This window comes from Roseateles sp. GW821-FHT09H10 (genome assembly GCF_059415865.1).
Genome location: NZ_JBWKOB010000001.1, coordinates 188,776 through 203,185, shown reverse-complemented (window position 1 = coordinate 203,185; position 14,410 = coordinate 188,776). Strand labels below are relative to the sequence as shown.

Annotated in this window: 14 protein-coding genes; 12 read left to right on the top strand and 2 right to left on the bottom strand. The window is 68.3% G+C overall.

Features of this window, described 5'->3' with window-relative positions:
* Positions 1-46 precede the first annotated feature (46 nt).
* From AC07OY_RS00835 to AC07OY_RS00825, 3 genes are read left to right on the top strand one after another with little or no spacing between them, the layout of a single operon-like run.
* The gene (locus AC07OY_RS00835) at positions 47-1,216 is read left to right on the top strand and encodes a GGDEF domain-containing protein (RefSeq protein WP_495040636.1); all 1,170 of its coding nucleotides are present in this window, start codon (positions 47-49) and stop codon (positions 1,214-1,216) included.
* Positions 1,217-1,233: 17 nt separating this feature from the next.
* Positions 1,234-1,398 (top strand): DUF2256 domain-containing protein, encoded by a 165-nt coding sequence (locus AC07OY_RS00830; protein ID WP_495040635.1) that lies wholly within the window; start codon positions 1,234-1,236, stop codon positions 1,396-1,398.
* Entirely contained in the window at positions 1,391-2,923 is a 1,533-nt protein-coding gene (locus tag AC07OY_RS00825; RefSeq protein WP_495040634.1) for a cryptochrome/photolyase family protein, read from the top strand. The genes AC07OY_RS00830 and AC07OY_RS00825 overlap by 8 nt, the downstream gene beginning before the upstream one ends.
* On the opposite strand, the gene AC07OY_RS00820 is transcribed toward AC07OY_RS00825, so the two are convergent.
* Positions 2,924-3,469: a DinB family protein gene (locus AC07OY_RS00820; RefSeq protein ID WP_495040633.1), complete on the bottom strand. Its 546-nt coding sequence runs from the start codon at positions 3,467-3,469 to the stop codon at positions 2,924-2,926.
* A gap of 97 nt (positions 3,470-3,566) precedes the next feature.
* Between AC07OY_RS00820 and AC07OY_RS00815 the strand changes: the two genes are divergently transcribed.
* The 8 genes from AC07OY_RS00815 to AC07OY_RS00780 all read left to right on the top strand — a co-directional run bounded on the left by AC07OY_RS00815 (position 3,567) and on the right by AC07OY_RS00780 (position 12,640).
* Entirely contained in the window at positions 3,567-6,278 is a 2,712-nt protein-coding gene (locus AC07OY_RS00815; RefSeq protein ID WP_495040632.1) for a sensor domain-containing diguanylate cyclase, read from the top strand.
* A 218-nt stretch (positions 6,279-6,496) separates the two neighbouring features.
* On the top strand, positions 6,497-7,078 hold the full coding sequence (locus tag AC07OY_RS00810) for a hypothetical protein (RefSeq protein WP_495040631.1): 582 nt from the start codon (positions 6,497-6,499) through the stop codon (positions 7,076-7,078).
* 16 nt (positions 7,079-7,094) lie between these two features.
* Complete coding sequence (locus AC07OY_RS00805; protein ID WP_495040630.1) at positions 7,095-7,919, top strand: hypothetical protein; 825 nt, start codon at positions 7,095-7,097, stop codon at positions 7,917-7,919.
* Entirely contained in the window at positions 7,916-10,006 is a 2,091-nt protein-coding gene (locus AC07OY_RS00800; protein WP_495040629.1) for a protein kinase domain-containing protein, read from the top strand. The genes AC07OY_RS00805 and AC07OY_RS00800 overlap by 4 nt, the downstream gene beginning before the upstream one ends.
* A 336-nt stretch (positions 10,007-10,342) precedes the next feature.
* Entirely contained in the window at positions 10,343-10,648 is a 306-nt protein-coding gene (locus tag AC07OY_RS00795) for a hypothetical protein (protein WP_495040628.1), read from the top strand.
* A 654-nt stretch (positions 10,649-11,302) separates the two neighbouring features.
* Positions 11,303-11,620 carry a DUF5076 domain-containing protein gene (locus AC07OY_RS00790; RefSeq protein WP_495040627.1) on the top strand — a complete coding sequence of 106 codons (318 nt, stop codon included), beginning with the start codon at positions 11,303-11,305 and terminating at the stop codon, positions 11,618-11,620.
* Between the two features lie 200 nt (positions 11,621-11,820).
* Positions 11,821-12,207 carry a hypothetical protein gene (locus AC07OY_RS00785; RefSeq protein WP_495040626.1) on the top strand — a complete coding sequence of 129 codons (387 nt, stop codon included), beginning with the start codon at positions 11,821-11,823 and terminating at the stop codon, positions 12,205-12,207.
* Between the two features lie 16 nt (positions 12,208-12,223).
* Positions 12,224-12,640 (top strand): DUF4265 domain-containing protein, encoded by a 417-nt coding sequence (locus AC07OY_RS00780; protein ID WP_495040625.1) that lies wholly within the window; start codon positions 12,224-12,226, stop codon positions 12,638-12,640.
* A gap of 521 nt (positions 12,641-13,161) precedes the next feature.
* On the opposite strand, the gene AC07OY_RS00775 is transcribed toward AC07OY_RS00780, so the two are convergent.
* Positions 13,162-13,605: an Lrp/AsnC family transcriptional regulator gene (locus AC07OY_RS00775; RefSeq protein ID WP_495040624.1), complete on the bottom strand. Its 444-nt coding sequence runs from the start codon at positions 13,603-13,605 to the stop codon at positions 13,162-13,164.
* A gap of 84 nt (positions 13,606-13,689) precedes the next feature.
* Here AC07OY_RS00775 and AC07OY_RS00770 point away from each other — a divergent pair, with 84 nt between their 5' ends.
* Positions 13,690-14,280 carry a LysE family translocator gene (locus AC07OY_RS00770; protein ID WP_495040623.1) on the top strand — a complete coding sequence of 197 codons (591 nt, stop codon included), beginning with the start codon at positions 13,690-13,692 and terminating at the stop codon, positions 14,278-14,280.
* Positions 14,281-14,410: the final 130 nt, after the last annotated feature.

Sequence of the window (14,410 nt, the reverse complement as noted above, 5' to 3'; positions counted from 1 at the left end):
CGGCAAAGCCTGAGAAGATTGATCGCTTCTCACCGCCCGCCTGTCCATGGCCTTTCTCGACGCCGAGCCCAGCGCCTACCCTGCCACGCACGCCGAAGACGGCCGTGCGCGGCCGCTGCCCTGGCGCTTCTGGCTGGGTGCGCAGCCCGCGCAGCGCCGGCGCATGCGCGACGCCTGGATCGGCCTGCTGATGATCGCCGGCTGCATCGTCATCGGCTGCTATGCCGGCTGGCGGGCGGGCACGCCCACGGAGCTGGTCGCCTTGTGGGCCTCGCTGTCTTTCACCGGCCAGCTGCTGATCGCGCTGGCCCTGCGCCTGGGCTGGCAGTCGCTGGGCCCCGACCCCGCGCTGCGGCTGCCGCAGATCCTGCATGTGCTGGTCTTCACCTGCCTGATGTATCCGATGGCGGGCGAGCTGCGCGTGGTGGCCCTGCCCATCCTCATCGTGCCGTTGATGTTCGCCATGTTCGAACTCAGCACGCGCATGGCCGGCCTGCTGTCCATGCTCGCCCTGGTGCTGCTGGCCCTGGCCATGCTGTTCTCGCTCTACGTGTGGCCACGGCAGGCGGCTGCGGACATGGAGCTGGCGATGTTCCTCGTCATGGTCTGCATCGTGCCCAGCGTGTGGATACTGGCCGGGCGCATGGCCCGCATCCGTGCGCGGCTGCAGGCCCAGCGCGAGGAGCTGCGCGGTGCGCTGTCCGAAAGCGTCTCGCTGGCCGGCCATGACGCGCTGACCGGCCTCGTCAACCGCCGCCGCGCCGAGATCCTGCTGGACAAGGCCATGCGCCGCCACCAGCGCTCGGGCAGCGCCTTCAGCCTGGCCATGCTGGACATCGACCACTTTAAGCAGGTCAACGACAGCCACGGCCATGCCACCGGCGACGCCCTGCTCTGCGCCTTCGCCACCACATTGCGCGAGGGCCTGCGCGACACCGACACGCTGACGCGCTGGGGTGGTGAGGAGTTCCTGCTCTTCCTGGATGACGCCAGCCCCGACAGCGCCCAGGCCGCCGTGCTGCGCCTGCGCGAGCGCGTGCACGGCCTGTCCCTGCCTCTGGCTGGCGGCGACCGGCTGGGCTGCCGCTTCTCGGCCGGCGTCGTCACACTGCAGCCGGGCGAGACGGCCCGCACGCTGCTGCACCGCGCCGACGAGGCGCTGTACCGCGCCAAGTCCCAGGGACGGGACCGCGTGGTCTGTGGCGAGGCCGCCTAGCAGGCTGGGCTCACGCCGTGCCGCCATCGACCTTCAAGGGCAACAAGGCCCACCTCCCCAGCAAGCCTTGCGCGGCCTGTGGCCGCGTCATGACCTGGCGCCGCGCCTGGGCCAGGAACTGGCCGGTGGTGAAGTTCTGCAGCGAACGCTGCCGCCGCCAAGGAGCGCCACGGGATGCGTGACCTGGTGCTGGTGCTGGGCGACCAGCTCGACCTCGAAGCGGCGGCCTTCGACGGCTTCGACGCGGCGCAGGACGCCGTGTGGATGGCCGAGGTGGCCGAGGAGTCCACGCATGTGTGGAGCAGCCAGCCGCGCATCGTGCTCTTCCTGGCCGGCATGCGCCACTTTGCCGAGGCGCTGCGTCAAGCGGGCCGCCCTCTGCATTACCGGCGGTTGGACGATCCGGCCACTCGAGACAGCCTGGCCGCCCAGCTCACTGAGGACATCCGCGCGCTGAGGCCACGCCGCCTGGTGCTGACGCAGCCGGGCGACTGGCGCGTGCTGCAGGCACTGCAGGGCGTGGCGCGCGGGGCCGGCCTGCCCCTGGACTTGCGCGACGACCGCCATTTCTTCACCACGCCGGCCGAGTTCGCCGCCCACGCGACGGCGCGCGGCGACGACGGTTTGCGCATGGAGTTCTTCTACCGTGAGCAGCGCCGCCGCTTCGGGGTGCTGATGGAGGGCGGCGAGCCCCTCGGCGGACGCTGGAACTTCGACGCCGAGAACCGTCGCGCCTTCGGGCCGGACGGACCGGGCTTCGACCTGCCTCAACCGCCGCGCTTCGAGCCGGACGCGATCACGCGCCAGGTCATCTCGCTGGTGCGCGAGCGCTTCGCTCGCCATCCTGGCCGCCTCGACAGCTTCGCCTGGCCGCTGACGCGCACGCAGGCCTTGGCTGCGCTGCGCGCCTTCGTCCAGGAGCGCCTGCCGCTCTTCGGCCACTACCAGGATGCGATGTGGCCGGGCGAGCCCTGGCTGTACCACGCCCAGCTGTCCGCAGCGCTGAACCTCAAGCTGCTGACGCCGCGGGAGGTGGTGGCCGCAGCGCAAGCCGAAGTACGCACCGGCCGCGTGCCTCTGGCCAGCGGCGAAGGCTTCATCCGACAGATCCTCGGCTGGCGGGAGTACGTGCGCGGCATCTACTGGACGCGCATGCCCGGCTATGCCGCGTTGAATGCCCTGGACGCCCATGTCCCGCTGCCGGCCTGGTACTGGACGGGCGACACGGACATGGCCTGCCTGCGCGACGCCATCACGCAGACACTGGACCATGGCTATGCCCACCATATCCAGCGTCTGATGGTCACCGGCCTGTACGCCCTGCTGCTGGGCGTGGAGCCGGCCGAGGTGCATGGCTGGTATCTGAGCGTCTATGTCGACGCGGTGGAATGGGTGGAGCTGCCCAACACCCTGGGCATGAGCCAGTACGCGGATGACGGCCTGATGGCCAGCAAGCCCTACGCGGCCAGCGGCCAGTACATTGCCCGCCAGAGCCCGCTGTGCCGGGGCTGCCGCTATCGGCCCGAGCAGCGCTGGGGCGACGACGCCTGCCCGTTCACGACGCTGTACTGGGATTTCCTGCTGCGCCACCGCGCTCGGCTGGCCGGCAATCCGCGCATGGCCGGGCCACTGCAGCAGCTGGCCCGCCTGAACGATGCAGAGGCAGGGATGATCCGCACGCAGGCAGCCGCTCGGCGCGGCAGCTGATCAGACCGGCTCCTGCCAGCCCAGCGCGGCCATGTCCGCGACCCGGTGCTTGTCGTCCCCAAGCAGGATGAAATCATCCAGCTGGGGCGGCTTCACCGAGGTACCGGCCAGCATCGCGTGGGCCTGGCCGCGGTGGTGGGTCTGGTGCATGAAGAGATGGGCCAGCACCCGCCCCACCGGCTCGCGCGGGCCATGCTCGATACCGGCGCCGCGGTCGAAGGCGACGATGCCCTCCTCGTCGCCCGGCCTCAGCCCCGCGCAGAAGGCGATCAGCTTCTCGTCGCTCTCGTCCTGCCGCGCCGCCAGCTCGGCGGCCGTCTTCGCCGGCACATAACTCGCCCAGATGTGGCGCATGGCCGCATCGCCCTGCAGGGCGGCGATGTAGTAGTGGTCGACGTTGAGCACATGGTTGAGCGTCAGCGCCAGGCTGGGAAAGAAGCTGGTGCGCGGCGCCTGGAAGTCAGCTTCGGACAGCTGGGCCACGGCTCCCAGCAGGCGGCGGTTGGCCAGACGGTTGGCGCGGGCCTGGATCAGAAACAGGTTCATGGCGGGGCATTGTGCGCGGGCGGCCCCATCGCCGGGGCTGACGGCGCGGCCCGGACATGCTTCAATGGCTCGCAACGCCGACCAAGAAGAGACAAGCTTGCGCATAGGAGACGGCTACACCGGGCCAGAGATGGTCAGCCCGACCGCGTGGGTGGCGGCCGCTGCGGTGCTGTCCATCGGCCTGGCCCTGACCGCCGCAGCGGCCATCTGGCAGCAGCAGCGCGCCAACGCCGAGGCCCGCAGCTTGCAGGAGCGCCAGGTCGAGCGCCTGCAAGCGGATATCGTCAAGCGCCTCACCATGCCCGTCTACGGCCTCAAGGGGGCTCGCGGCGCGCTCGCGGCCATGGAAGGCAAGATGAGCCCCGCCGCCTTCGACGCCTATGTCGAGTCGCGCGACCTGCCCAAGGAGTTCCCTGGCGTGCGTGGCTTCGGCTTCATCGAGCGCGTCGAGCGCAGCGAGCTGGACGCCTTCGTCGCGGCCCGCCAGCGCGAGGGGTCGACGGGTTTCCGCGTGCATGGCTCGGGCACCGACCCGACCCTCTATGTGGTCACCCAGATCTCGCCCTTCTCGCGCAATTTCGCGGCCTGGGGCATCGATTCGGGCGCCAACCCGGTGCGCCGCCAGGCCCTCGAGCAGGCCATAGACACGGGCGAGGAGACGCTGTCCAGCCCCGTGCGCCTGGTGCAGGACCCGCTGAAGGGACCGGGCTTCATGCTGCTGGTCCCCGTCTACCGGGAGGGCCACGACCCCGGCACGGCCGAGCAGCGCCGCAAGGCCCTGCTGGGCGTGCTGTACGCGCCGCTGGTGGCCAACGAGCTGCTGCGCGGCGTGGCGGAATCCTCTTCATCGCTGCTGGACCTGAAGCTGTCGGCCCAGACCCTGGAAGGCGACTTCCAGCCCCTGCTCGGCACACGCCACGGCGAACTGCTGGCGCCGGAGGAGGCGGCCGAGTACAACCTGGCCGAAGCCGCGACGGCGGACTCGCTGCGCTTCACCGTCGCCGGCCGTGAGTTCCTGCTGGAGGCCGCCCTGACCCATGAGTCGGCCATGAAGCTGCTGGGCCTGTCCGGCGTCGGGCTGGAGCTGGGCGGCGCGCTGCTGAGCATTTTGCTGGCCGTGACGGTCTATCTGCTGGCCGCCGGCCGCTCCCGCGCCGAGCAGATGGCGCGCGGCATGACGGCCGACCTGACGCGGCTGGCCCGCGTGGCCAGCCACACGACCAATGGCGTGCTGATCACCGACCCCGAGCGCCGCATCATGTGGGTCAACGACGGCTTCACGCGCCTGAGCGGCTTCACCAGCGCCGAGGCCCTGGGCAGGCGGCCCAGCGATCTGCTGCATTCCGAGCTGACCAACGAGGACACGGTGCACGGCATGCGCGAGGCCATGAACGTCGGCCTGGGCTGCAAGGTCGAACTGATGCACCGCACCAAGGACGGCCGCGACTACTGGGTGGACATCGAGATCCAGCCGCTGCGCGACGACGCCGGCGACCTGACCGGCTTCATGGTCATCGAGTCCGACATCACGGCGCGCAAGCTGCTGCAGGTGCAGGCGGACGAGGCGCGGCAGAGCCTGCAGGACCTCTACGACAACGCGCCCTGCGCCTATTACGCGCTGGACGAGAACGGCCTCTTCCTGCAGATCAACGCGCTGGGCGTGCACTGGCTGGGCCTGCGCGCCGACGAGCTGATCGGCAAGCGCAGCCCGCGCGACTTCTTCAGCGAAGAGGGCCGCGCGCTGTTCGACACCGAGTTCCCGCGCTTCAAGCGCGAGGGCCGCGTGTCGGGCCTGGAGTTCGACCTCACCAGCCGCCAGGGCCAGACCCGCCGCGTCAGCCTGTCGGCCACCGCCATCTACGGGCCCGCCGGCGACTACCTGCGCAGCCGCTCGGTGATGTTCGACATCAGCGAGACCCACCGCATCCGCCAGCAACTGCACCAGCTGACGCTGGACCAGGAAGCCATGCTGGAGAGCGACCTGGTCGGCATCGCCAAGCTGCACGAGCGCGTGACCGTCTGGCGCAACCATGCGCTGGAGCGCATGTTCGGCTATGCCGACGGCGAGCTGCTCGGCGTGCCGGCGCGCCATCTCTATGTCGACGACACCGCCTACGAGACCCTGGGCGCCCTGGCCTATCCGCAGCTGAAGGCCGGCGGGCGCTTCCGCACCCAGCTGCAGATGCGGCGCAAGGACGGCTCGCTGATCTGGGTGGACCTGGCCGGCGTCGAGCTGCCCGGCAGCGGCGGCGCCTCGCTGTGGATGATGGTGGACATCACGCAGAGCAAGGCCCACGAGGCGCGCATGGAGCGCGCCGCCCTGCACGATGCGCTGACCGGCCTGCCCAACCGCCTGCTGCTGGGCGACCGCCTCAAGCAGGCCATCGCCGGCGCCGAGCGCAGCGGCCATGTCTTTGCGCTGGCCTACCTCGACCTGAACGGCTTCAAGCAGATCAACGACAACCACGGCCACGACGCCGGCGACGAGGTGCTCAAGGCCGTGGCCGCGCGCCTGCAGGCCGGCCTGCGCGCCAGCGACACCGTGGCCCGCCTCGGCGGCGACGAGTTCGTCGTGCTGCTGACGCCGGCCCTGGCGCCGGCCGATGCCGAGCCGGTGCTCACCCGGCTGCTCGACGCGCTGAGCCAGCCCATCACGCTGAGCTCGGGCGAACAGGTCGCCGTCGGCAGCAGCCTGGGCCTGGCCCATTTCCCCGCTGACGGCCGCACGCCCGATGCGCTGATGCGGCATGCCGACGAGGCCATGTATGCCAACAAGCGGGCGGGTCGGTCACGCGCGTTGAGCCGTTAGTCCCGGTCAAAACCGCCGTCTTCTCGCGAGACAGCACAGGCGCTGAGGCCGCGCGGCCAGCCTCATCAATCGATAGGAGCACCCCCACGTTCATCGGCCCACCGGCTTTGACACGCCATGTGCCGGCGGCGCAGCATCGTCCTGCCGGCCATCACCGCCATGTCGTGCGGTTGGGTGAATGGTTCACCGGAATCGGCCGACCCCGAAAGGAGGGCTCAATGCCCAAGAGCAAGCCGTTCACGCGCAAGGACTTCCTCATCAAGGAGCTGGCAGTCAGCATCGGCGGCGGCAGCCGTGGCGGCACCTGGATGCCAGGGCCGGACGACGAGACGCCACCCAGCCCCATCTCGCCGATCGCCAGCGTGCTGGTCAACATCGGGCTCATCGAGGCGGTGCGCGGCGCCGTCCTCGAGGCGGTGAAGGCCAGGCAATTCGACGAACTGGCGCGCGCCTTCGTGCCCGGCAGCACGGCCGGCAATGCCGCCGTCCGGACCGCCATCCACGACATCGGCTCGGCCGTCGTGGCGAGCGCTGCCTACTCGGCGCTGGGGGGATCGGTGGGCATGCCGAACCCGGACTGCGGCGGCACGTCGCTCGAGACCATCCCGCCCACGCTGACCCCCATCGTCCACACCGGCTTCGCCGTGCACCGCGTCAGCGAGTTGCCGAGGCTGAGAACCCAGCTGGCCAATACCCTGGCCTTCGTCGACAAGGCCGGTGCGGCCCAGGCTCCCCGTGGAGCCACCGAGGTGGCTGCGGTGCGCGTGCAGCTCGAAGCCGCATTGAAGGCCCTGGGCTGATGGCCCGCTGCCGTCCATGACGGCGGGGCGGATCGCGCGGCTGTCGGGCGCCGCCTTGCTGATGGCGGCGCGCGCTGGCTTTCACGAGCCGGCAGCGCTGGCGAGTTGGCTGTACCGCTTCGGCAGCCTGCCGCGAACACCGGCGCATGAACGCGAATTCGGCCTCGACGACGAATCGCTGGGCGCACTGGGCCTCACGGCCGGCGCGCCGGTGAGGCGGCGGCTGGAGGCCGCCTACGAGGCGAGCACCATCCAGGGCTGGATCTCGTTCACCCGCGCCGGGCTGCCCGTGCCGCTGACCGCGGCCAGCAAGCTCTATGTGAGCCCGCGGCCGGACGCCCTGCCCGACGCCTGCGGCATCATCATCGATGCCTTCGTGCAGGCCCAGGTGCGCTCGTTCAAGATCGGCCGCGGCATCGAAGGCCTGCTGCGGCCGGACAAGCTGATGGCCTATTTCGATGCGCCGCAACAGATGGCCGAAGTGGTTCAGCGGCTGGAACAGCGCCTGGCCGGCTGTCCGCCGCAGGGCGTGCCCTTCACCACCGAGCTGGGCGGCGACGGCCTGCTGTCGGCAGGGGTCGATCCACCGCTCAGCGATGGACCGACCAGCTGGCGAGCCTGGATCACGCGCCGGCTGGCGGCGGGCCTGCTGGCGCAGAACGGGCGCGAGCCTCGGCAAGCCGTGGCCGACGTCCTTGCCGAACTCCGCTCGGCCGGCCTCGACACCGACTGCTGGCGGCCCGGACCCGACAGCTTCAGCCACCCCTGGCCCGAGCCCGGCGACAGCCTTGCGCGCAAGGCCCGCGGCGGTGCACGGACCACCAGGAGGCGTGCGCATTGAGCGCCCAGCACACCGCCGCGCCCGACCTCGCCGGCACCTGCTTCATCCTGCCGGCCGATGCCAAGGTGCTGCCGGTCGCTGAACTGTCGGCCCGGGTGCGCGCGCGCATCGGCGCGGTGGTCATGGATCAATCGGTCGTCACGCGGCAAGGATTTCGGGTCACCACGCGGCTGGTGCCGCGCCCGCTGGCCGAATTGCTCGGCGAGTTCCGCACGCCGAGCCGGCTGACCGACGGCGTGCTGCGCTTCGCCCGCGCGCAAGGCCAGGACCCGCAGGCGATGCTGGAAGCCGCCTTCGATGCGCTCGCGACGCTGGTCGAGGCGCGGCTGCTGCTGCCCGAAGACGCGCCGGAGGCCGCCGCGGGCGGCCCCAGCCTGGCACCCGGCGAAGCCTTTGCCGGCTTCGAGATCGAGGCGGGCGTGCGATCCCTGGACGATTCCGAAGTGTTCCGCGCCCGCGCCGCCGACGGGCAGCTGGTGGCGCTGAAGATTGCCCGCGAGGCCAGCTCCCGGATGGCCTCGGTGCTGGCACGCGAGGCGTCCACGCTGGCCGGCCTGGACGGTCGCGATACGCCAGGGCTCGTCTCGGCAGGCGAGCACGGCGGGCGCGCCTACCTGGCCATGACCTGGTGCGACGGCGTGTCCGTGGGCACGGCCGCGCAGGCCTTGCGCGCAGCGAGGGACCGGGCGGGCCTGCACACCCTCGTCACCGCGCTGCTGCAGGCCTATGGCCGGCTGCACGGACAGGGCGTGCTGCATGGCGACATCCATCCTGGCAACTGCCTGGTGAGCGACGATGGCCGCATCGTCATCCTCGACTTCGGCCAGGCCAGCCCCCTGGGGGCCATGCCGCCGGCATTCGATCTCGCGCGCGCCGGCATTCCGCAGTTCTACGACCCGCAGATGGCGCAGGCCCTGCTTGCCGGCACGCCGGCCCCGCCTGCCAGCGCCGCGTCGGAACAGTACGCGGTGGCCACGCTGGCCTATCTGCTGCTCACCGGACTGCATCCCATCGACGCGCCGGCGGTACAGGATGAACTGCTGCGCCGCATCGCGACGCGCCCGGCCCTGCCCTTCACCGCACGCGGCGTGCCGGCATGGCCGTCGGTCGAGCGCGTGCTGCGCAAGGCCCTGGCTCACGATCCGCAGCAGCGCTTCGAAGACGTCGCGGCCATGGCGCAAGCCTTCGCCGGCGCCGCCATCGACATCGAGACGGGCGCGCGGGCCAGGCCCGGCCCTTCCGGAATAGGCGCATCCGAGCGCGCTCTCGAGGACGCTGTCGAGGCGGTGCGGCGGCTGGAAACGCCGTCACGCCATCCGCGTGACTGGGCCTGGTTCGCGCTGCGCGTGGCCGTCGCACTGGACGACGCCGAGTTGCTCGCCGCGGCGGATCTGCTGGCGGCTCGAACGGCGCCGGGCGTCGAGGCCTGCTTCGTGCGCGTCAAGCTGGCGCAGGCCCGCTCGGACGCGCGAGCGGAAGGCCGGGCGCAGACTGCCTTCCTGGACGCGGCCCGGTCCGTCGCCGATGGCCCGCCGCTGTGGCGCGCATTGCGCCTGGCGGCTGGCCTGCTGGACGGCGCATCCCCTCAATGCGCCGAGACGGCGAAGCTGGTCGGCTGGGCGACCCGGCAGGTGCCGGCCCTGATGCGCGCGCCTGCAAGCCAGGATGCGTACGCATCGGCAGGGACGGCCGCGGCCCTGCAATCAGTCCTGGCGTTGGCGAAGACGGGCCGCATGGTCGTGCCAGCGGCTCTGGACCGCCGGCTGCGGGCGCTGCGCCGCGATGGCGGCGGGACACTGCCGCTGTGGGCCTTGGCGCACGACGTGTTCGCCGACGACGCGTCCCTCGCGCAAGCCTTGCAGGCCCGCCTGCCTCGCGCACCCTTGCTGCGCAGCTTCGACCTGCTGCGCCGCTACCAGCTGACCGGCGACACGCAGTGGCTGGCCGATGCGCGACGGGCGGCAGCCCTGGCGCTCAAGGCTGAGCTGCCGCTCGGGACGCGGGCCTTGCTGCTGGCCGAATTGCGCAGGCCCGAAACGGCTGCGCTGCCGTCTTTCGGTCGCTTGTTCGGTACGCCGCTGGGCTGAATCCCTCTTTCAGGTGCCGCGCAAAACCCGCTCCAAACCTGCGCACATCCACGGCTGGCCATCCCTGAACACACGCCACTGCCTCGCGTCCGTCAGGTTAGGCTCGAAGTGCAAAACCCAGGAAACGCCGCTACCAGTCGAATGGCTGGTGCTGGTCCTCGTGCCTCGACGGCGACACACCGACTGCAGCTTCGACGGTGGCACCTCCCAACCGCCACTCGCAGCGAGCGTCGCGCTCCGCTGACGTTGCTGGACGTTAGGGTCGCATGCTCAAATGTTAGGCAAATATCGTTAACGATTTGCCGACAACACGTTAGACCGCAAGGTCGCCCCGCAATGGCATTCGACATGTACTTTGAAGACTCTCGTGAGCGCATTGACCACCACGAAGAGTTCCTGTTTGACTTCGTTCGGTCGGATGACGAGCGGTATCCAGAGCTGTCGCGCCTTTGGCAAGCGTTTTACGACGGCCCCCGAATCTCATCTACAGCAGCTGGTGCGCTGGTGCATGAACTGCTCGAATTGATCTCGGTTCACGGTGGCGCGTCAAACCAGCACCTCTTGTCAGTTGCGGTGCGTTTGTCGGTTTTCTTTAGTCGAGCCTATCGGTGCGATGCAGAAGTAAGGTGTGTCAGTGACTAGCCTTAATGCGCTGTCAGTGCTGCGGTCTAACTGGTCGATCCAGCGGACGGCTGCGCCGCCCGCTGAGCTTCAACGTTAGACCTATAGGGAGAAACATGAGATTTCGAACGAATGGACTGGCCCTTGCCGTTTCTCTCGCTCTGGCGGGTTGCGCGAGCCCTACCAAACCTGCAGATCCGCAGACAACTGCTGCATTTGGGGAAAGTAAAGCTGCAGCGATTGAGGTTTGTAAACCTTCGGGCCAACGTGCCTACCTTGCGCGCTTGGTGTGTGCGGACGGCACTCGACCAACGTTCAGCCGCATTGGAAGCTTTGGGTCGCGAGTGGAACCTCCAGAGAACATGACTAAGGAGCAATCAAGCGCGGTGTTGGAGGCGATGATGACCGGGCGCGCGCTCAAGGCTGGTGAAGCTGATCATCATGTTGTCGATGGGTATGAGGTGTCGTGCGGCGCGGTGAAGCGGACCATCTACATGGACATGTATCACTGCCAGAGCGCGCCACCGGAGCGAGCCCCCGCTGGGTTCACGCTACAAACCAAGAACTAGCTGCGTAGAAATGCATAGGTCTAACCGGTCGCTCGAGCCGACTAGCGTCGGCAAGCCGCCGCTCGCGACTCAGCTCCAACGTTGAACGTCACTGGGAGCCCGTGTTTTGACGAGACCACTCGAGATTCCGCCCGAAACAGCGGGTGATGACGGTGCCACAGAAATGATCCGCGTTTGGCTCGCGCACTCGGACGTTCATGTCTCCCTTCTGCTCGGGATGTGGGAGGACGCGGAGGACTGCGATGTAGATGAAGGAGAAGCGTGGGGCAACCTCCTCGCTGACATCGCGCGACACGTTGCGAACGGCATGAACCAGAGTCATGCGTGGCCGCAGGCGGACACACTGAAGAGGATCAAACAGGCGTTCCTGGAGAACATGGAACTGCAGGAGCGGCGGATCGAGGGAACGTACCGTGAAAACTGAAAGTCGTGCACAAACGGCGGAGTTGACGTCTACCCGAACGACCCAGGGAGAAACTGCACTGGATATTGAAGTGAGCTGCAAGGCAGCAGCCATGGTTGAAACACTGCAGCAGGCAAGCTCCGGAGACGCCATGCCCAACCATTTGCTGCAGCGGACGGCTTACCCGTCCGCTGCGCGCGAACGTTAAGCAGCACAACAGCATGCGCGCCCGAACACATCACTTGCGCTACGTTGCCCTTTGCGCGGCCATGCTCCTGGCACTCGCGGTGGTTGCATGGCTGGACGAAGAAGTCGGCCTTCCCCTTTGGAAAGCAATGTCAGTCGCCCCCTTCGCGTTTGCCGGTACGTTCCTCTTCAACCACTTCCGAAGTGGCCGCGAAGGCACTCTCAAGGAAAAGGCCGAGCAGGACGGCGTACCTCCTGACGCAGAAACACAAGTTGCAAACGTCGTCTACCTTTGCATGCTCACGTTGGGCGTGATCAGCGTCGCTGTTGCGGCACTGGCGCCGGCGCACTTTCCAAAGATGGCTTGGGTGGTGCCAGCGCTTGCTGGATCTGCCGGCATCCACGCGCAGGCACTCACATGAGCGATCTGCGAGTGACATGAACATCAATATTCAATTCGACAATCCCGGAGACGTCCGCGTTGAGTTTCCCGATGCAGACGCAACCATGGCGCTTCCCATGGAGCGCGTCGGGTCCGATACGTATCGCATTCGCGCCGTTCCTATCGTCTCGGATTCGGTTGGCTTTGCAGATCTGGTTCGAGTCGAAGAACTTGAGGATGGAACGCTGCGCATTCTGGAGGTCGTTGAACGGGCCAACTGGCAAGTCTTCGAGTGGGCACTCTCGAGACGGTTGGCAAGCGCCCCGGAAACGCAACGCTTTCGCGAGAAGGTCGAGGAGGTCGGGGGCTATTGGGAACAGGTCTTCGGCGGCATGCTCATCGTGCGCCTACCTCCCGAGTCAACGTTTCAAGCAGAGGCTGTGTTCCAACAGCTGATTGCTTCGCAAACATGACGCCCAATCCTTCCATCGAGAGAACGCTTTCCGGCCTACGGCAAAGCAGAGCAAGTGGGAAGTCGGAGGGAATGTCGAGCGACGGCATACAGAACTGGAGCCCTAGCGTTTGATGTGAGGGGCCGCCGTAGCGGCAATGCCGCGAAGGGAACCTGCAAGCGCAGCTCTCAGGCTGTCTCTCCCGACAGAATTGCTAGAGCGTAGGGACAATGGTTTCCCCGTTGCACTCTTCGCACTCTTCAAACGCAGCGATGTGGCGGCCACCCTCGACTCGCTCAATGCAAGCGGAACCTCGCCCACCGCACTTTGGGCAAAGCTGAAACCCATGCTGCGGCTCGCGGTTGCCATTGCAAACGGCCTCAAGAAATAGTCTGCGGCGAATGGCAGTCTTTGTGTCGGGAGAGTTCAAGATGGTGCGGTCTAACGTTTTGGATCCGCGGATGGCGAAGCCGTCCGCTGCAGCGCCCGGTTAGGGCGCGGGACGGTGACGTAAAGGGCACAGCTAGCGTTGCGCGTCCTGCCTAGCCCCGCTCATCCTTGGGCGAGTCCATCACGATATAGCTGGTGATCATGCTGACCTGGGGCAGGCCGCCGAGCACGTCGGCATGGAAGCGCTTGTAGGCTGGCAGGTCTGTCACTTCCACACGCAGCAGGTACTCAAACGCGCCGGTCACGTTGTGGCATTCGCGCACGACCGGGCAGTCGCGCATGGCCTGCTCGAAGCTCAGCTGCTCGCCCAGCGTGTGGCGCGACAGGCCGATGGCCACATAGGCGACAAAGCCCAGGCCCAGGCGGGCCGGGTCCAGCACGGCCCGGTAGCCCTTGATGACGCCCAGCCTCTCCAGCTCCTGCACGCGGCGCAGGCAGGCCGATGGGCTGAGCGCGATGCGCTGGGCCAGCTCGGCATTGGTCACGCGGCCGTCCCTGACCAGTTCGCGCAATATCTTGTCGTCGATGGCATCCATGGCCGCAGATGATTGCACAGGCAAGCCACCCACCACCGCAAAACGCAAGCCCATTCGAGGCCGGCCTGCCTAGAGTTGCGGGCCATGGAAACCAGCGCCACCCTCCTCGCCCTTGCCGGCTTCGCCTTCGTCACCTCCATCACGCCCGGCCCCAACAACCTGATGCTGCTGGCCTCGGGCACCAACTTCGGCTGGCGGCGCAGCCTGCCGCATCTGCTGGGCATCAGCTTCGGCTTCGGCGTCATGCTCGCCCTGGTCGGCCTGGGCCTGGGCGAGGTCTTCACGCGCTTCCCCGGCCTGCATGACGGGCTGAAATGGGCCAGCCTGGCCTATCTGCTCTATCTGGCCTGGAAGGTCGCGACGGCGGCACCGCCCCAGGCGGACGGGGTGCAGGCTGCCGGCAAACCCATGGGCTTTGGCGCCGCGGCCCTGTTCCAGGTCGTCAACCCCAAGGCCTGGGCCATGGCGCTGACGGCCGTGACGGCCTACAGCGAACTCGGCATCGCGGCCATGACGGCCGTCTTCGTGCTCGTCAACCTGCCCTGCTGCGGCTCCTGGGCCCTGCTGGGCGAGCAGATGCGCCGCTGGCTGCACCGCCCCCGCGCGCTGCAGGCCTTCAACTGGGGCGCCGCGGCGCTGATGGTCGTGTCGGTGCTGCCGCTGCTGAAAGCTTGACGACGCCCGGCTGGCCTATCATCGGGCCACCATGCCGACCGACTGATGCGTTAGCTCGCTCGGCATGGGCTCCGTCAGCTCCGGGAGGCCACCCTGGCCCTGCACGCCGCTCGCGCCACCGCTCTTGCCC